The sequence below is a fragment of the Pseudoalteromonas luteoviolacea S2607 genome (assembly GCF_001625575.1).
GTDB classification, from domain to species: Bacteria; Pseudomonadota; Gammaproteobacteria; order Enterobacterales; family Alteromonadaceae; genus Pseudoalteromonas; species Pseudoalteromonas luteoviolacea_E.
The window spans coordinates 77104-99101 of record NZ_AUXV01000034.1; the positions used below are offsets into that span (position 1 = coordinate 77104).

General features: G+C 46.0%; 2 protein-coding genes. Both read right to left on the reverse strand.

Translation table 11 applies throughout. From position 1 onward, the window contains the following. Window positions 1-16: 16 nt before the first annotated feature. Complete coding sequence (locus N480_RS15460) at window positions 17-12076, reverse strand: non-ribosomal peptide synthetase (protein ID WP_063373375.1); 12060 nt, start codon at window positions 12074-12076, stop codon at window positions 17-19. Beyond that, entirely contained in the window at window positions 12073-21996 is a 9924-nt protein-coding gene (locus N480_RS15465; RefSeq protein ID WP_063373376.1) for a non-ribosomal peptide synthetase, read from the reverse strand. The genes N480_RS15460 and N480_RS15465 overlap by 4 nt, the downstream gene beginning before the upstream one ends. Window positions 21997-21998 lie beyond the last annotated feature (2 nt).

The following is a 21998-nucleotide window of genomic DNA, read 5'->3' on the forward strand; positions in this document are numbered from 1 at the left end:
AACATAATATTTACATTTATTTGTGCAGTATGTAGTTACTTTCTATCTCTACCACGAGGTGATTTAACGCCTCTTGGTTTTGCAAAATTGAAAGGTGATCACCATCTATTTCCAATGCCTTGATGTCCTTAACCACACGCCGCCATCCCATATCTAATCCAATTTCTCGCCCTTCAAACACTGCAGTCTTCGACGCTTTAATTACGGTAATGGGTAATTTTGACAATGGCGCATTCACGTTTACTTTCGCGAGCAGCTGCGCTCTGTATGTCTGATAAAAGCGTTCGAGTTGTGCTTCAGAAAAATATATACCTGCTTGCTCTAACCACTCGGCTAAGATCGTTAACTTTGTCGATTCAGCCATTTGAATATAGTGGGCAATCTCATTTTGTCGCGGTGTTAAATGGAAAAATTCGCAAAGATTATCCAACATAAACTGACTGATTTGCGCTTCATCAACGCTGTGCATCGGCTGAGTTGGCAATGGTGTATCGATGACCGTCAGTGAGCGTATCTCACCTCGTGTCGCTTGCCGCGCCATTTCATAGCCAATAAAACTACCAAATGAGTGCCCAATTAAATGAACCGGCTGTATAGCCTGCATTGCCTGTAAATAGTGAGCAGCGGTACTTGCTACCGAACCAATAACGGCGGGCTCATCGGCTATTTCATCAGGTTGTAAACCATAAACAGGGATCCGTGAATCTAGCTCTTCCACTAAGCGCTGAAACGCCATCAACATCCCACCAGCCCCTGCAATCAGCACAACAGGTGTAAAGCCACTCTCTCCCTCTTGGAGGCACATCAAAGTACGCAATTGAGTTTCACTTTGTCGCTGTGCAGCTCTTTGCTCTTCTATATAGCTGGCAAGCGCCCCTACACTTGGGTTTTGTATCACTGTTGCCAAAGGCACCGAGATATTTAGGTGTAATTCAATTTCAGCAACTAAGCGCATCACTAATAATGAGTGACCACCAAGTAAAAAGAAATCATCATCAAGGCCAACCTGCTCGACCTTAAGCAGTGCCTCAAACTGCCTCGCCAAACTCTTTTGCAACACACTTGTTGGTGCCAAGTAGGTGGCTTGCTCTGCTCTCTGTTGCAACGCTTGCTGCGCTAGTGCTTTTCGGTCCAGTTTGCCATTTGTTGTTTGCGGTAAATGCTCAACCGAGACGATGAGATGCGGAACCATATAACTGGGTAGCTGCGTTTTAAGTTGTATCAGTAGCTCGTTTGTTGATACATGTTGGCCTGACAATTCTACAAAAGCCACCAGCTGGGTATGGTTGCTCGTATCTTGACGAACCACCACTGCACATTGACAAACGCCTTCTAATGCCAATAGCTGACGCTCTACCTCTGCAAGCTCTATACGATAGCCACGCACTTTCACTTGATTGTCTTTGCGACCGATATAAACAAGCTCGTGCTGACTATTGAGCCTGACTTTGTCACCCGTTTTGTATAGTCTCAGGCCGGTATCTGGATCTGTGATAAAAGCCCGCGCCGTCTTCTCGGCATCACCAAGATAGCCCCGAGCAAGGGCTTCACCGCTGACATACAACTCTCCTGTCACATAGTCAGGCAGCGGCTTGAGGTTTGAGTCAAGTATATGCAGTTTGACACCTTCAACCGCTCGACCAATGGCAATGTCATTGCCTTTAAAAGCGGTTACATCCTGTAACGTCGTTGATATTGTTGTCTCGGTGGGACCATAGGCATTGATCAATCGAATTCGCTCGCCTTGTTGATTTTGCCATGCACGTAAGGCCGATACTTGCATTTGCTCTCCACCCACAGTAATCACTCGTAGCTGAGGGTTTAATTTCAACGACGTCGCACTCAATTGATGCCAGTAAGCGGTTGGCAAGCTCATTAATGTCAAATCCGCCAGATAGCTCAGTGCACTCAACATCTGCACATCCAATAGCCGTGACTGTTCACTCATCACCAACGTTGCGCCATTTAATAAACTACAAAATACTTCTTCGGCGAATACATCGAAGCTAAAGCTAGCAAACTGCAGGTAGTTATCTCGGTTGGAAATCTTGTATTGTCGAGATAAAAAGCCTACATAGTTCAGCACACTTTTTTGCTCAACCATCACCCCTTTGGGCACGCCTGTCGTCCCTGAAGTGTAAATCACGTAACAGAGATCCGAAGGTGAAGATACCGCGTCCATACAGGTAAGTGCACTCTGTTGCCTGCTCTCTATGTCACTAAGCATGTAGGTTTCACAGCTAGCTTGCTCATTCTGCCAAATAGGTTTGTCTGCAAGGATCAACGCAGCATTTGCGTTATCAGCAATCAAGCGTTTTCTTGCTTCTGGTAATGAAGGAGTGATGGGCAGATAGGCACCGCCTGCTTTTAATACTGCTAGTATGCTAATGATTAGGTCTGCACTAGGTGCAATGCAAATTCCTACGATTGGCTGAGTCGATAAAGAGGCAAATTGCGCCGACAACCACATAGCCAGTTGGTCAGCTTTTTTATTGAGTGCGCCATAACTTAAGCGCTGTGTCGGAGCTTTAGCTGCCCCGTCGTAAAATACGACCGCATCATCATGTTCATATCGCGCTGCCACCTTTTCAAACACCTTAGCGATGGAACAATGCGTTGGCATAGAGCCCTCGGTTTTCTCACCCGAGACCTCTATTTTTGCTGCGGGGACTAACAGCGACTTATCAGCGCCTCGCTCGTTCGGCAATACATGGGGAAGCTGGTTTAACTTTTGCTGCGGCGCCTTGCAGACCTCTTCAAGTAATAGCGCTAGCATCGCCAAGAAATGTGTAGCACTTGCATCACTGAGTAAATGGCTCTGGTAACATGCGGTAAGGGACAATACCTCTTTGCCTGAAACCACCAATGTCAACGGGTAATGTGTTTGATCTTTTTCGTGACGATACGCCACTTCAAACGGCATTTGTGCCTGCTCACCTAATGGCGATTGCGGAAAGTTTTCAAATACATACAAAACATCAAATAAGTCTCGGCCGTTATCTATCTTGCTACAGTTTTGCACCTCACTCAGCGCGCTTTGGGTGAACCCAGTTAACGCTGCAAAGTTTTCTTTGCATGCCAGCAGGTAATCTTGCACAGCCATGTTTACATCAATGGGCACCAATACCGCTTGGGTATTGATATAAGCCCCCACGCGGCTTTCCATATTCTTTAACTCAGTCGGGCGGCCAGCAATAGTTTGCCCAAACAAAGCGTATTGGCTTTGACAACATACGCTCAGCCAGTATGCAAATACACTCTGAATCACATGGTTAGCCGTAAGCCCGAACTTTGCGCTACAGCGACTAATTTGATTGCACAGTGCTTGCGGCAACTGTAATGTTTGCTCTTTATACTCACCATCGTCCGCCATCGCATCAGCACTCAAATGTTCACTGAGCAAAGTTGGTTCATCAGCATTATGTAAATAAGATTGCCAAAACTGAATCGCGCTTTGAGGCGTCTCAGTATCCAAGCACGCAATAAAATCTGCATAGTTATCAAGCCCAATTGGAACATTTCTTCCTTCTAAACGCGCTCGATAGAAACGCAAGATCTCACTGAAAAGTACAGGTACCGACCAACCGTCCATGATCATATGATGGTAGGTCCATACAAACCCGCAGCTCTTTTGGCCCATGGGGAGTAAGCGTAATCGCATGCAGGGCGCACTCGTCAATGTAATACCCTGCTGATATTCTTGCTCTGCCACTGTATCAAGGTAATTCTTTTGTTCACTGTCAGGGATATCGAGGCTGTCATCAGTGCGCACCGGTAGTACGCCGCTTTCTAACACGATCTGAATCGGTTGGCCATCTAAGGTATTGAACGCACTACGTAAGATACTATGCTGTTCAATTGCTCGCTGCCAAGCATAGGCAAATGCCTCACAATCAAAATCACCTTTGAAAAGCATTCGGCTTTGTTCAAGATAAGGGGGGGTTGCCGACGTACTTAATTGACTTTGAAACCACATTCCTTGCTGTAAATGACTCAATGGATAGATATCCGCCACCCCAACATCACTGTACTTTTCGATCAACTGATTAAGCTGACGTTGGGAACAAGCGGGCAGCAGTGGAAAATCACTGGCCGTATAGCAGCGGCTTATCATCTCTTCACAGTGAGTTACTATCGCCTCTAATGCCTGCATTAGCGCACCTTTAAACGCTTCAGCTTGTGACATATTCAACTTGGTCGTATCGTAGTCCATGTTTATCGTCAGACTGCTACCATTAACCGCTGCGGTCAGTTGCATAGCATAATAACTGTGATTATTTGCACTGATCAGCGTACCACAGCTTTCCGTTGCATCACCGAGTAACCCATGTTGACTGAGCACGGTATCAAGCTGACCTAAATAGTTGAAAAATATCAGCTGCCTCGTATCTATTTGCAGCGCATCACGGCACATTTTATCTGGGTGCATGTAGCGCAGAATGCCGTACTCACTGGCTTTTGATTGGTACGAATTCAACGCTTCTTTGGTCGCGCAGATGACATCATCTAAACCATTGGAGTTCACAAATACGTGCAGCGGATATATCGCTGTCATCCAGCCAATGGTTTCACTGCCTTTACATGCATCTCGTAGCAACTCTCGACCATGCCCTTCCATCATTACCACTTGGGATTGCACTTGATACTGCTGCATCACAGCGAAGTGTAGCGCTGCCAACAACAGTGTCTGAATATCGGTGTTATAAGGACGATTGGCATGCGTTAGGAGCGACTGTGTTTGAGCGTAAGACAAGCTTAGCTGTAATTGCGCGATTTCCTTACCGGAGCTCGCTGTCGATTGGGCAAAAAAGTGTTGCTGATTTGCCGCCTTCACACAATTTAACCAAGTGTTGTTGCTGCCAAATTGTTCAGCATAGTGCTTGAAATGAGTCGCTATTTGCTGCAGATTCGCTTGTGCTGAGCGCTCTGGCAACGCTTGGTTATTTACACTCGCTTGCAAACATTGAAGGAGATCTTCTAATAACACCCGCCATGAAACACCATCAATAAGTAAATGGTGCGCAACAATCATCAAGCGATTAGACTGCTCACTGGTAGGGGTTTCAATGTGCAATACTCGCAACAGGGGACTGCCATCAAAGCGCAATGACTGCTGTACTAAATCGCACTGTATTTGTAACTCGGAATGCCAATTCGTAACATGGCTAATATCCACTGCGTCTGCGACTCGCTGTGGCTCTATGGTTGACTCAAACCGCAAAGCTCTCGACTGCCGATTGTCATCTATGACCAATCGCAAGCTGTCGTGAAGGCGCGTCAAACCAGCGACAGACTGATGTATATGCGCTAACCTGACCGTTTTATCTACTGATACCATGACTGCTTGGTTCCAGTGCTCCGGTACTGAAAATGCTTGCTCAAAAAACCATTGTTGAGCAGGTAGCGGCTCCAAAAAACCGCTACAAATTATTTGTTGAGTGTTTGGTTCAACAGGTTGCACTGTCGCCGCAAGATGTTCGCTGAGCTTTGCCACATTGGGATAATTGAATATATCCGAAACACTAAGTTCAACGCCCAAGCTACGCGCTCGGCTCACAAGCTGAATACTGAGAATTGAGTCACCACCAAACGCAAAAAAGTCGCATTGCGCTGTGAACTCAGCTCTGTTTAGTACATCTCGGTACAACGACAATAATTGGTCTTGTAAAGCAGTTGGAGGAGAATGCGCCACCGACGATACGGCTGTGGTTTGCGCTGCACTGTAACTTTCAAAAAGCGCCTGTAGCGCGCGTTTGTCTATTTTGCCATGGGCTGTCAACGGTAAAGCTGCCAGCGCTATATAGTGGCTTGGAAGCATATAATTAGGTAGCACTTTACCTAGCTGGTCTTGTGCATGCCGAGCACAAAACTGCTCTGGCGTGCCGTGTGACGGCACTATAAATGCCACTAATTGCTCGTTGTTGTTCGCATTTAAACACGTCAATACGGTGCACTTTTCTACTTCAGAAACAAGCTGCAATTGCGCTGTTATTTCGTCAAGTTCAATCCGATATCCTCGTAATTTCACTTGTTCGTCATTGCGTCCAAGATACGCTAAGCTACCATCTTTGCGTACTCGAACCAGGTCACCACTACGAAATGCCCGCATCACTTCACCGTCAGGGGCTCGCCAAGTTATAAAACGCTCATCGGTCAATTGCGTGCGATTAAGGTAGCCCAATGCCAACCCTGCCCCCGAAATATAGAGCTCTCCTATCGCTCCACGTGGTTGTAATTGGCCGTGCTTATCCAGAATGAATAACTGAGTATTATCAATCGGGCCTCCAATGTCAGGCATGGCGTCAAATGTGCCATGTACGATACCAGAAGTTGCAACCACAGCTGCTTCTGTAGGGCCGTAGTTATTGACGAGCTTAAAGTCAAAGCGACTAACATCAATGCTGCTGAGTTTGTCTCCTCCCACCAGTAGGTACGCTAAATCACGAGGGCAAAAAGCCTTATCAGACATCACCGCCATCGCAATGGGCGTTGCCAAAAAGCAATGTGTAACAGCAAACTCATTCATGCATTGGGTTAGCGCTTGAGCGTCACTGTATGTGGTTTGTGACACAAAGGTCAGCGTGGCGCCTGCACACAAATACGGCCATACTTCCCAAGTTGCGGCATCAAATGCCACACTGGCTGTCTGTGTTGCAACGCTGTCACTGTCGACTTTGAATACACGTTGATGCCATTGGCATAGGTTACTTAACCCTTGATGCGGCACCACAACACCTTTTGGTTTCCCCGTGGTTCCTGATGTATAAATTACATAGGCAGGGTGTGACTTTTCTATTTCTAACACTGGCAAGTTTGGCGTCACAGACTGTGATGCCACCGAGCCATCATCCAATAAAATAAGCTGTTGTGATGATCTAATACACGGCAATAAGGAACTTGAAAATGAAGCGTAAGTAATTACACACTTACACCCACTATCTTCAGCGATATGACGTATTCGTGCCTCTGGGTAATTCGGATCTAATGGAACATAACATCCGCCTATTCGCATCACCGCAAACATGGCAACAACCCAGTCAATACCAGAAGGTAAGCAAAGCAGCACTTTATCTTCTGTTCGCACACCTGACGTAAGTAACGTTTGTGCCAAATGTTGTGACGCCGTATCTAGCGCTTGATAACTCATTTCACGGCCATCAACATCAATCAATGCTGTCCGCTGCCAAATTGCCGCATCTGAGCGATGTCCAAGGATTTGGGTAACCACGCTCCCAGTTCCAAGCGCTTGTCTAGAACCTTGAATAACGGCCGTTTGCCACCGGCTTTGCTCTGTCATTGGCAACATGGATACTTTTTGGTCTGGCGTGGCTAAAACACTTTGTACCAGTGCATCAAATGCCTTTGCCAAGCACTCGATGGTGGCATGTTCAAACAATGCTTTGTTGTATACCCAATTGAGTTTTAACCCCGAGTCAGTTTCGCTGCAACTGAGGTCTAACTCAAACTTTGCATTTATCTGGTCTTTCACAGCGGGAGTAACCTTTAACCCAGCTAATTCCAGCATACTGTCGTCTTTTGGGTCAAAGGCAAAGCTTATCTGAAAAACTTGATGATGACTCAAATCGCGCGGCTGACGCAGCACATCTACGATTCTTTCAAACGGCATATCTTGGTTTTGGTGGACCGCCAAAATAGCTGATTTTTGTTGCGCGATTAATTCTTGCCACGTCATCTGCTCATCAAAGCGCATACGTATTGGCAACGTGTTAACAAAAAAACCAACCACATCATCTAGTTGATGTGTAGTTCGCCCTGAAAATGGCGAACCAACCACGACGTCTTGGCAATGGCTGAAACGCGCAACACATAGCGAAAATAAACTGTGTAGCCAGATAAAGGCGCTAACCCCCAAGCTTTGACATTGGGCCGTTATTTGGGCAGCCCGCTGCTCATTCAATAGGTGTATATACTGCCCACCGAGTTGCTCAACTTGCTTTTTGCGTGCTTTGTCGAGCGGCAACTGATGGACAACGGGCGCATCGGCTAACTGGGTTTGCCAAAACGCACATAACCTTTCATATGCTTGTCCCTGCAGGCTGGTTCTTTGCCAATTCGCATAATCGATATAACTTATTTTGCTTGTAGATGGGGCGCTAGCGCGAGCTGATTTACCCGCTAGTATGTCCGCATACGCTTGCGTTAGATCCTTCACAATCAGCCGTAACGAATGAGCATCACAGGCAATATGATGAATATTAATCAACAACTTATAATGAAGTGGAGAGGCTTTTAACAAATACACCCGAACCATGAGATCTTGGTCTAGTTCAAAACTCTTTTGGCTGTCATCTCTTTGCATTTTAAGCCAAGCCAACTCCACTTCTGAGGTACTTGCACCATTCATATCGAGTACATTTATGGGCATTTGCTGTATGGGGAGCACTTGCTGTACCACCTCTTTGTGTGCCGACTCTTTATAAACTGTACGTAAAACCTCATGGCGATTAACGACTTGAAGCCAAGCCCGCTCTAACGCCTGGCAATCGAGCCGCCCTTCGATTTCGAATAATAGTGGTACATGGTATAGCGCTGTATCTTGTTGTGGGGCTTTAATGGCATCCAAAGTCCAGAGCCGCTGCTGAGCATATGACAATTGCGCTCTTTGAGTGTCTGAAGATTTTGGAATCTCGACAGCTTCCACAACATCCGTTTGTAACTTGGCTTGTGCAATCCACTGTGCGAGCGACACGACACTAGGAAACTGGAAGATATCCTTCAATGAAACAGATACTTGTTCTTTCGACTGTAGAAAATTCATCAGTTCTACAGCTAATAAGGAGTGACCACCTAAACTAAAAAAGTCATCTTGTCGGCCCACCTGTTGGCACTTTAAAACCTGTTTAAATGCATTGGCGACAAGATACTCAAGGTCACTCTTTGGCGCTTCGAAGGTGGTGGTTAGCGAATCATACTCAACGAGTTTAAGTAATTGCTGTTTATCTACTTTACCGTTGCCTGTTAGCGGGATCTTTGCCACACGGGTTACGCTACGAGGAAGCATAAAATCAGGTAAAGTCGTTTTAAGAAATTGCTTTAACTCTTGTGTCATATTTTGAAATTGAGCGCTCTGCTGTTCTGTCACAAAAGCTTCGATCGTCGCGCCTTGTTGCGCTTTGGTGTTTAAAAGTACGACCGCTTCTTGTATCCAGTCATGTCGCCTCAGCTGATTTTCAATTTCGCCCAATTCAATACGATAGCCACGTACTTTAACTTGATCGTCGATGCGCCCAACGTAAGTCATTTCTCCATTGGGTAACATCCTCACTAAATCACCTGAGCGATATAGGCGTTCACAATGCTGAGCAGATAAACTTGCCTCAAAAAAACGAGTGCTATTTAGCTCTGGTCGCTGCCAGTAACCTCGCCCAACACCTTCACCGCCTACATAAAGCTCACCAATAGCCCCTTGAGGAAGCAACTGTTGGTTACTGTCCAAAACATAACAAGTGGTTGTTGGAATAGGCTGACCAATATTACTCGACCCCAATGCTAAATCTTTCTGGTTCAAGCGCTTGAATGTCACATGTACGGTGGTCTCAGTAATACCATACATATTGATCAGCTGACAATTAGGCAGCATTGCGTTCCACGGCTTAACTTTATTAGGTTGCAGTGCCTCACCGCCAAAAATGACATAGCGCACCGCTGGGGATATCGCGGATTGAGACTGCAAAGATTGTATACAAGACTGCAGCACGTAGAATGCGCTCGGGGTTTGATTTAAAACCGTTACTTGCTCAGATAATAACAACTGCGCAAATGCGGTCGTGTCTTTATATACGTCTTGCTTAACCATCACCAGCTTACCGCCAAACAATAAAGCGCCGTACATCTCCCAAACCGAGAAATCAAAACAAAATGAGTGAAACATGGTCCACACATCTTGCTCATTAAAGTCAAACAAACTGGGCTCGGGGTGCAATAAACGCACAACATGGCGGTGCTCGATTTGAACCCCTTTCGGCTTACCTGTGGTGCCGGATGTATAAATCATATAGGCAAGCTGCTGCGGGCGGATAGGGACTGGCTGAAAAAGCGGATGCGATGGCATTGAGAGCAAGCTTTCTACACTTACGCATGCCACTTCAAAGTGTGCAAATAAGTCCTGTGTATGCCTATCACATACCAATAATTCACTGCCAACATCACTGACAATATATTCTATCCGCTCAACCGGGTAATTGGGATCGATAGGCACATACGCGCCTCCCGCTTTAAGAATGGCCAATAAGGTCACGACCATGTCTACGCCACGAGATAAGCTCACTGGCACCAATTGCTCAGGCATTAAGCCATGCGCTTGCAGCCCACCAGCTAATTTATCAACCCGTTGACTGAGCTGTGCATAACTCAATGTCGATTCTGTATCCGTGAGTGCAATTCTATTTGAAAATTTATCTACCTGCTGCTCGAACAGTGACACAATGCTCGCCTGCTGGGGCCAGTGTGCTTGTTGGGAGTGAGCCCGCACTAACATCGCTTGTTTTTGTACTTCATTGAGCAATGGAAGCTGACCAACAGAAGTATGCGGCGCAGCCACAATGCCGCTTAACATAACTTCAAAACTCTGAGCCCAATGTGCAATGGTCTCTCGCTCATATAAATTGCGGTCATATTTCCAGTTCAACACTAACTCGTCATCTTGATGTTGAACATGTAACTCTAAGTCACATTTTACCGCGATGGGATCAGTATCTTTTGATGATGACTCGACAACCTCTAAACCCGGTAAACACAACTTTGTCTCTTGTCCTTGGGTCAGGGAAAACAAAATTTGGACAACGGGGTGATGGCTTAAATCACGGCTATCCGACGCCAGTTCAACCACTCTATCAAATGGTAAACTGCGATATTCTAACGCCTCTAGAATGCGGGCTTGTTGAGCGGATTGCCACTGGGAAAACGCTTGTTGCGGGTCTATCTTGGCCTCGATAATCAGCGTATTGACAAACAAACCTATCAGCTGTTCAAGTTGTGGATGATCTCGCCCCAAAACAGGCGTACCGATAAGCACTCTAGATTGCTGATTAATACGGCCAATAAACAACATAAATGCACTCATAAACCACATAAACAGAGAGTTTTGTTGTGATGCCGAAAGTGATATTAGCGCGCGGCTTAGCGATACCGATAATACTTGCGTAAAACGAGCCCCTTGTTCAGTTTGAAGTGCGGCTCTGGGCTTATCTGTAGGTAGCGATTGTAAGGGTGATTTGTCTTCTAAAATACGTTTAAAATAATCGATATGGCGTTCGAAATAAGCCTCATTGAAATGCGCTTTTTGCCACTGTGCATAATCACTAAACTGACAAGCTAGTGGCGGTAAAGACACTGCTTCTTGGTGAACTAACGCACCATAAAAATGGGCAACTTCTTTGACCAAATTCGCCATAGAGGCACCATCTGACACAATGTGGTGCATGTTAAAAGCCAACCAGTGCTGATCATTATCTGAAACCAATAAAACACGGATTAAAACGTCTTTTGACAAATCAAATGCTAACGCTTGAAAGTGCTCTAACCGTGCGCGAATGTCTGCACTTTTCTCATCGCCTAAATGACCAGCATCAAAGAACTCAAACGGTGTTTCAAACTCGGACTGCACTTTTATGTACGGGCGGCCTTGAGAACCGCTGTCTGCATGAAATGTACTGCGTAAACTCTCATGACGCGCTATCACCAAACGCACAGCTTGTCTAAATGCACTGACATCGATCAGGCCACGTAAATGAAACTCAGCAGGCATGTAATACTGGCGACTGCCTTGCAATTGTTCAATGAACCACAGTCCTTCTTGTGCATAGCTAAGCGGTAAATACTTTGTCGCTGTCGCTTTAGGTATATCAACCAATGTTGCGTTGCTTCCTTCGCGGCTTTGCAGCGCAAAGTAGCGAAGCAGTTGTGGCTTTTTCGCCACAACACGTTGTTTTAATGACGCCGGAAACTCGTTTTTTTGCCGAAACGCCAAACGTCCGTCTTTTGCGTATAGAGTGACGCCTGCATCCAGAGCTTCGGCAATGAGCGACTCAATTTCTTGCAATTCAACACTGTTCACAGAAACATCTCCTCTGAAGAATCGTTCGAAGAATCGCTCGAGGAGCCGCTCGAAGAGTCGGAAGAACGCGCTTCTTCAGTCACCGATTCAAGAGAGGCATGAATACGCATCCATTTCGCCAGCGCTGCAACACTCGGCCGTTCAAACAATATCCGCATTGGCATCGTGACACCCAGTTGCTCTTGAATCAGGCCAACACACTGAACAGCCAGTAAAGAGTGCCCGCCCATCACAAAGAAACTATCTGTCACGCCACACTGAGGTACATCAAGAACCTGCATGAAAATGGTGAGTAATGAGTGTTCTAGTTCCGTTTGCGGTGTCACCACCTCACGCTGTGCACATATGTTGTGCGCCACACTCCGTAGCTTCTGCGTATCTACTTTACCGTTGACTGTCAGGGGGATACTTGCCACTTGAATTATTCGATGAGGCAACATATAAGCAGGCAATTGCGTCGCGAGTTGCGCTTGTAATTGCGCTAGCTCTGCTTCACTAAGCAACTTCGCGCAAGTGCCCTCCAACTCAACATTATTGCTCACAATAAACCCTTCAAGGTTGTCCTGCTTTTCATTGAGCAATACACAGGCATCAGCAACCTCAGTGAACTGCTTTAAGTAATGCTCAATTTCATGAAGTTCAATGCGATAACCCCGCAGTTTTATTTGTTCATCCGTTCGCCCTTCAAAACTTAACTGAAGTTTTTTCGAAATGGGATCAACAATCCACCGTGCTTTGTCGCCAGTGCGATAATATCGCAAGCTGTCTTTTTGCACTCCGAAGGTCAAATTTACAAATTTTTCTTGATATTGCGGTAGGTCTGTCATGTAACCAGGCGTAACTCCCTCTCCACAAATATATAACTCACCACTGACGCCCTGTGGCACCAGTTGCTGCTCAGCATCTAGCACCACACACTGGCTGTGGGGCAGTGGTATGCCAATGGGGACTTGCCGTATATGGGCGTTATTTAACATCCGTAGTGTATCCCGGTTACAATGGTAAACGCAGGTACCTACCGTAGTCTCGGTAGGGCCGTACTCATTGATCCACAGAGCTTTGGGTATAAACTTACTGAGGTTGTTTAGGACTTCGCAAGTCAGCGCCTCTCCCCCTATCACCACTTGATGCTTAGCGTTAAATGTGCGTTGCAAGGACATCTGTTTCGCAATTTCGTAAGCGCCTTGTAAATGTGCTGGCGTCACTTTAAATAGCTTGGCATTATCCGAAAACAAGTGTTTCGCAAGTTGCGGTAACATTTGCTCGCTATCATCTAAAAATTCAATGCCCATACCGGCTAACAGCCCACCCCACAATGAGGTCACCGTCGCATCAAATGCGAGAGGCGTACTCACAACACTGCTCACCAAATCGCAATTGGTATAATCTCTGACAACGTAGGACAAATAGTGATATAAATTGTGATGTGTGATTTTTACCCCCTTTGGTTGACCCGTCGTGCCCGAGGTATAAATCATGTAAGCCACATCACTCACTTTCGACTTTGGTAAATCCCCTTCACTATTTTGCCAAGCGTCCACTTCATCGATGCAAAACAAAGTCAGCGGTGTTTGTTCTATAGAGTCAGAGAGATTGGCTAATGTTTGTTTTAGTTCATTTCGAGTGATAAGTCCTGTCGCAAGGCTATCTTGCAAAATAAACTGGATACGCTGAGAAGGTAATTTGGGATCTATGGGCACATACGCACACCCTGACCGTAAAATCGCTAACAAGGAAATGGCCATATCCGCAGAAGGTGAGAGGCACACCGCTACCCGCTGACCTGCCTTCACACCTTGTTGTAATAAGTGACTTGCCAGTTCACCTGAGCGTTGCCAAAGTTCACCATAACTTAGGCTTGCCCCTTTGCTATCGCTCACCGCTTGTTTATTTTTTTGCAGGTAAGCAATGTTTTCAAACCTGTCATGTAGGCATAATGGTGCGTGTTCATGCGCTTTTGCCATCGCCCCAGCATGAACCATCGCTGTTTGCTGAGCATCGCTGAGAATCGGTAATTGGCTCACAAGCAAGTCGGGGGTTTGCAATGCCGACTCAATCAACTGGGTAAATGCTTGCGCAAAACCAGCAATTGTTTGCTTGCTGAAAAGCGCACTACTGAAATTCCACTCAAGCTCAATACCATCTCCTCGCTCAATGGCATTCACTTCAAGGTCAAATTTCATGCTTGGAGCTTCAGCAGGCTCCATTTCAATATGTAGATGGGGCAGAGCAAAATCTGCAGTTTCATTGTTTTGCAACGCAAATAATATTTGAAATAGTGGCTGATGACTCAAACTCCGTTGGGGTGTTAGTGCCTCGACCAGCTGCTCAAACGGCAATGCCTGATGCTTGAATGCACCTAGAATAATATCCTTCTGTTGTGCTAACCATGCGTTGAATGTCAGTGCCTTATCCACTTTACCGCGGATCACTAAAGTGTTTACAAAAAAACCAATTAAATCATTTAAAGCCTGCTGCTCTCTGCCCGCAACAGGTGAGCCAATCGTCACATCATTGACCCCACTTAATCGCATGACTAATAACGTAAAGGCGCTGTGCAACCACATAAACAGAGTCACCCCTTGTGCCTGACAGTGCGCTCGAATAGCGGCTGTAGTGGTGGCATCCAATGCCATGTTATGACGTAGCCCCGTCAACAACTGTACTTTAGGGCGTGCATAATCTAGCGGTAATTGGTGTAGTACAGGACAGTCATCAAGGACCTGTTTCCAGTATTCAAGTGCAGCAGTTTGCGTTTGTGTTACGGCTTCTTGGCGCTGCCAGTGGGCAAAGTCGGCATATTGTATCGCGAGCGGTTTAGCTAGGTGACTAGGTAGCGGGAAGTTTTTCTCGTCACTATGATAGCGATAAAAAGCAATTAACTCGCGTACTAAAATCGCCATTGACCAACCATCGCTGGCAATATGGTGCATATTAAAATGCACCCAGTATTTTTGCTCCTCTCGCTTAATGACGGTGACACGCAACATGACGTCCTGGCTCAAATCAAATGGCTTATTGCAAACTTGTGTGACCAACTGATTTTCCTTTTGAGCTTGTTCACTGGCGGGCAACATCGAGAGGTCTTCATATACTAGTGGCGTCTCAACCTGCTTGCGCGGTAATTGCTCTGGGGCCTCTTTGCTGGCTCCTGGGAGGATGATAGAGCGCAATACTTCATGCCTATCGATCACACTGGCTAACGCCGCACTAAAGGCACAGAGGTCAAATTCTCCTGTGAATATAAAGCTTGCAGGCATATGGTATTGCGCGCTGCCTGTTTGCAGTTGGTCAATTAACCACAACCTTTGTTGAGCAAATGACAGAGGTAGTGTGTCAGACCTGGACGCTACGGTAATTTCTTGCTCTTTTGTTAGCTTTTCAAACTGTGGTAAAACAGCAGCTAAAGCACTAATACTGGGTGTTTTAAATAACTGTGGCAATGTAATATCAATTTGTTTTTCTTGCCTAATTTGGCTGATTAGGCGAATGGCCAGCAAAGAGTGTCCACCTAACTCAAAAAAGCTATCATCGAGTCCAATTTGACCCGTTAGCAGTACTTCACTATATAAATTCAGTAAATACTGCTCCACGTCAGTCAACGCCTCTGGATGCGTACAAGGCTTATTAATACTGCGTATTAAATTGTCACGCTGCACATCGATCAAAGCTTGTTTATCGACTTTTCCGTTGCGTGTCAGAGGAATAACATCAACAGAGTGATACACCGCCGGCAACATGTACGGTGGCAACTCGTTAGCAAGCTGTTGACGCACAGCTCGTTCACCAAGCTGGGCTCCAGATTTAAATACGATATGTGCGACAATGGCCTGCTGTTTGTCGTCAATAGTGAGCGCGCAGTCGCCCACCTCTGGAATTGCCCGAATACAATGTAAAACAGCGTCTAAATCTACTCGGTAGCCACGCAATTTAACTTGCTCATCCGCTCGGCCAAGATAACGCAGGTGCTGGGGCCATCCGTTATCATCTAGATGCCACTTCACGACATCCCCTGATCGGTAACAATGTTGCTCGTGCATTTGGGCCACCTTACGCACGCCAAATTTTTGCGCTGTTAACTCAGGCTGATTGATATAACCTGCACTCACCACCTTGCCCGCTATCAGTAACTCTCCGGGCATATTACGGACCACAGGCTGATCAAACTCGTCAACAACCAACATATTAACGCCCTCAATAGGCAGACCAATGGGCACGTCTTTAGTGGCCCGCAATTGCTCAGGGGACATCTCATTTGTAACTTCAAAAACACTGACGCCAACAGTGGTTTCGGTAGGCCCGTATTCATTTATCCAACGACAATGAGGTAACTTCATTCGCAGTGCAGCAATCAAGTCACTTTCAAGCATTTCTCCACCCACAACCACCGTGTGTGGTGTCAGGCACTCACTGGACTCGCTAGAGAGCGCCAAAACAGCGCGTAAATGTGCGGGAGTTAACTTAAATAGACGCGCTTCATCTTGCCACAACAGCTGAATGATCTCGGGGATCAATTCGGCACCTTGATGCACAATAGTCAGTGACGTGCCTGACATTAAAGCTGGCATAATCGCCGTAATTGTCGCATCAAATGCCACAGGCGTGCTCATTACCGCACCTGCTAACTGTAGCTGTGCTCCTAAATATTGACGTTGTGCATGTTGCAAATACCCTTGTAGATTACCCTGTGAAATAGGCACTCCTTTTGGCGTACCCGTAGAACCTGAGGTATAAATGATATAACTGAGTCTTTCCGCTTCGGGCAATGCACAGACTGCTAATTCATCAGCACTGGGCAAGTGAGATGGATAAGCACTAAGCAAAGAGTCTTCTTCAAGTGCATCATCCAATAATAAAAAGTCAGTACCTGCTTCAATTAGCTTTTCGGCTTCTTCACTCATAGCCAATGTCAGCATCACCTCGGCATCTTCTACAATATGCGCCAATACTTTTGTTGGTGTATCACCATGCAGCGGTACATAAACATGACCCGCTTTGGCAATACCTAGCATCGCAATGGGTATAAGTGGCCCAGATTCCAAAAGCAAAGCTATGCGGCTTTGTGCAGGAAACGCCATTTCCAGTAAGCAGTGCGCAAGCTGGTTAGAGATCTGCTCTAAAGCGTGGTAGGTGAATTTTGTATCACCAAAATACAGCGCATCGCGATCGGGGTAGCGAGTCGCTGCATCTGAAACCTGATTTGCCCAAGATCGAGGCTCTGAATGCACAAACTCTATCGATTGAGACTTGGTAATAAACAATTGCTGAGCCTGTAATGACCACAATTGCAACTGCGATAGCACCACCTCTGGATCAGCCAAACACTGCTGTAACACCAGCTGATATTGCTCACTAAACGCCACGATACTTTGCTCATCCCAAAGTGCTGTATCGTACAGCCACTCAATCACGCAATGCGCCTCACTATCAATGACCGAGACCTCTAAGTCCAACTTTGCATTGCGTGTGGTTTGCGTATGTAGTGCCACGTCAAGACCATCGAGCTGCAGCGCTTCGTTTACTTCATTATTCACCCTAAACACTATTTGCGACAAAGGGTGCAACGCCAAACTACGTGCTACTTTCAACTCGTCAACTAACGTATCAAAGGGAATATCTTGGTGCTGTTGCACTGTTGCCAATTGTGCTTGCGTCTGGCTCAGTGCAGTCAAAAAGTCGATATTATCTGTGTGTCGGTCTCTTAAAATTAACGTATTGATAAAATTACCAATCAGCGGTTCAAATGCTTGCATTGAACGGCCTGATACCGGTGTGGCAATGACCACTTCACGCCGCTGCTGTGCACGGCTTAGCCAAAGGCTAAACACCGTTTTTAAAACCTGAAATAGGGTGTAACCAGATTCATGGCAAAATGCCTTGAGTGATTGTCGCAAGGCCTTTGGCAATTCAATACAAAGTAAACCGCCTCCTTGAATTACCTGATTTGGCCTATCTCTATCGGTAGGTAATGCATGCTCAAGCGGCAACGCATCTAACTCTTTTTGCCAAAATGCTAAGCTGGATTGCCATTTTTCCGACTGTGCAACCCGCAGTTGCCAGTCTATGTAGTCCATGTATGAATATTGCAGAGCTTTGGGGGCATGGGCCAACCCTGACAGTAAGCGGCCATACGCTTCACCTATCGCTTGTGCCAATAAACCAATGGACCACCCATCTGATACTATGTGGTGCATAGTGATAAGCAGCACATGCTCTTGCTCAGCCAGCTTTTGCACTTTCGCCCGCAGCAGTAGCTCAGTAGACAAATTAAAAGACAGCTCAGCATCATGCGCGACTGTTTGGGCGACTTGATGTGATTGAGCTCGTGAGGGCATTGCACTTAAATCTTCAAAGCCCAGCTCAAACGTGAGCGCTGAATTGTGGGTTTGATATACATTCCCACCTGCGTCTTGATGATAGTTAAAGGTCAGTATCTTTTGTGTCTCAATAACCTGAATAAATGCCTGCTCTAAACACCTTAAGTTCAAAGGGCCCTTCAAAGTGTAAACGCCTTGCAGGTTATATTGATGGCTGTGACCCTGAATATGGTCTACGAACCATATGCGTTGCTGTGCGAATGACAAGGGATATTGCGATGTTTCAGCCACATTACGCAGTTCAACCTGTGCAGTACCCACTTCATACGCTTTTATGCATTCAGCTAAATCGGCAACACTGGGGTTTGCAAAAATCTCTTTTAAACTCAATGTCACTGAAAATGTTTCTGTTATTTCATTCAACAGGCGCATGGCCAACAAAGAATGGCCCCCGACACTGAAAAAACTGTGCGTAATGCCAATGCCGGTACATCCTGTAATAGACTCAAACAGGGCAATTAATTGTCGTTGCAATGGCGTTTGTGGTGCCTGACTTTCGTCATTCAAAGACAATGTTAGCTGTTGTAAATGCGCACGATCTATTTTGCCATTTGCCAATTTGGGCAGACTGTTCAGTCTGATGAGGTAAGTCGGAATTAAATGCGCAGGCAATAACTGTTTTAGCTGGTGGCGGATATACGACGAGTCGAGATTATTGTCGCTGGCAATAAAATATCCCAGCAGAGTTTCCGTGCCTGATACCTCACGATGGATCACGGCAGCAGAGCTCACCTCTGGCAGCGACGACAGTTTTGCTTCAATATCAGCCAAGTCGACTCTAAAGCCATTGATTTTAGGCTGCTTGTCCAAACGATTCAAAAATTCAATTTGATTCTCAAAATTGCACTTCACTCGATCACCAGTGCGATAATAGCGCTGTGACTGACCATCACTCCCAACAAGGTGCACAAAGCTCTTAGCTGTTTGCGTTTCATCATTCACATAGCCCAGTGCCACACTTGATCCACCAATAAAAAGCTCACCCGGTGTGCCGCGTGGCACCGGTTGTAGCCCAGCATCTAATATTGCAAATGAGGCATGTGAAAACGGCTGCCCTATGGGCACACTATACTTGTTAAACCCTTTTGGTACTTCAAAGGCGCAGACACCAATGCACGTCTCAGTCGGACCATAGTGATTAAGTATGCGCTCTGTACTTGGTAATGAATATAAATCAGTCACCAACTGCGTACTCAAGGACTCTCCGCCTAAAACCCACTGCGTTATCTTGAGTCCATCAACGGACATAAGCCAAGGCAACAACTCTTTGGTGAAAGAAGGTGTGAGTTTTACAAAATTGACACCGTGTTTAACTAGCGAGTCCACTAAAATAGCGGGCTCATGAGTATTGCTTAAAACGACGCTGCCGCCACCTGCAAGCACAGGGAATATACCTGTTAAGCCGAGATCTGTTGCAAGCCCAGTGACTACACCCGCGCAAGTGTCATTGCCAAACTCGGCGTACTCAGACACGCCAGCGACATACTGCGCAAGCGCTTCATGGCTAAGCTCAGCCCCCTTTGGCTTGCCAGTACTACCTGAGGTAAACATGATATAGGCGATATCACCTGCATTAGGGAACGCAATAACTGTGCTATCAGCTTGCACATTGCCAAGCAAATTAGGACTGAGGACTTTTATACTATGCGATTCTAACTCCCGCAGCCCTTCCCTATGAGCGTCAGGTGCTAACAACCAATCACTGTTTGCTTGGCTCATTATCTCTAAAATACGCGCAACAGGCGTTGTGCTATCAATTGGCAAGTAAGTGATGCCAGCGCGCATAGCACTCAGCATCCAAATAACACTGTCCACTTCTTTGCTTACCAACAAAGTTAGTGGGGCTCCCCTCCCCTCAATTTCGCCCAGTAAAAGGCCTGCCAACACATCCACTTGTGCGCAAAGTGTGCTATAGGTCAAAGCTTTAGCAACATGCGATGCATCTGTGCTTGCCTGAATTAAAGCTGTGTTATTGGGGTGTGCTTGTGCACCTTGATAAATGGCTTCAATCACCGTTGTTGGCGCATCAACCCCAGCAGCGGAAAATGCCGATATGCTGTCTATCATGTGAGTTGACAACAGCTTAATTTGACTGAGTGGCACATCCCCTTTGTTATTTAAAACGTCGTTAATGATAGCCTTATAATCATTGGCAAATTGCGCAACAAACTGTCTATCAAACAAGGTACTTGCATAGTCAAAACACAGTTCTGTACCACGCTGAACATCGTTGATACTCAATGTTAAATCATATTTTGCAGTGCGATTATCCAACGCTTGCAAAGCGCCAGTCAAAGTACCACTAGATAGGGACTGTTTGGCTACCCCGTTGTAATTGAATAAGATTTGAAATAGTGCAGAATGTGAGGTGGACTTTGCCAGATCCATCGCATCAATAATATCTTCAACCGCAACCGCTTGATTCGCCAAGCTTTCAACAGACTGAGCTTGTGTTTGCTTAAGAAACTCGTGCAGTGATAATTCGCCCGAGACGTTAATCCGCATAGGTAACGTGTTGATAAAACACCCAATTATAGACTCAAAATCGTGATGTTCACGATTCAGTACCGGTACACCCACTGTAATGTCTTCGCTTTGGCTATAGCGATAAAGTAAAGCGTAAAAGATCCCGAGATAGCCTGCAAAAGAGGTGATCCCGAGTGCTTGGCAGTGGTGACTAAACTGTAAAGATTCATCATCGCTCAATAATAAACTGAGCTGAGCGCCTTGATAATGCTTATAAACGCCACGTGGCGTGCTAGTTGGCAACTCAAACACCGTAAAATCTGCCAAAGAAGATTGCCAATATGCAAGCTGTGATTGGTACTCAGCCGTTTGTTGATACTGACTTTCCCAATGGACAAAATCCAAATACTGCAATGCTGGAGCTTGGTGCTGAGCGCCAGCTAGTTCATCCAACAGAGCTTGCGTAAAGAGTTTGATCGACCAACCATCTGCCACAATGTGATGCATGCACAGGTATAACCACTCTCCGCGGCCTTGATGGGTGATTAAGCTTGCTTGCACTAATAGATCGGATGCCAGATCAAAACGGTGTTGAAGTTGCTCTTGAATTAGCGCAGTCGCCACCTCGTTGTCAACGTCCACTGTGGCCAAAATCTCACTGACATGCAATACAGCCTCTTGATCAACGACCTGTTTAACGACTTCACCATCTTGACGAAATCGACTACGGAGTACGTCATGTTGCTGCAACACTGTATTTATCGCCAGCTCAACTTGTGCTTTGGAAAACGGCTGAGACAATTTCAACAGGCCAGCCATATTATATGCACTGAGCTCATTTTCATACTTATCTAAAAACCAAATACGTTGCTGAGCCCGTGATAACCTACCTATCTTTTGATGGTGCCTTTGCATGTAGGTGATTAACTCAGATTTGTGGGCACGTATCAGCGCTAACTTTTCTGCGGGAATATCGCTATTGCGACTCCTGAGCTTAAGACGCCCGTCTTGTAAATACACAAATATCCCTTGGCCATCTAACTCGGCCAACAAAGTTTCTATCGCTGAATTTTCCATTC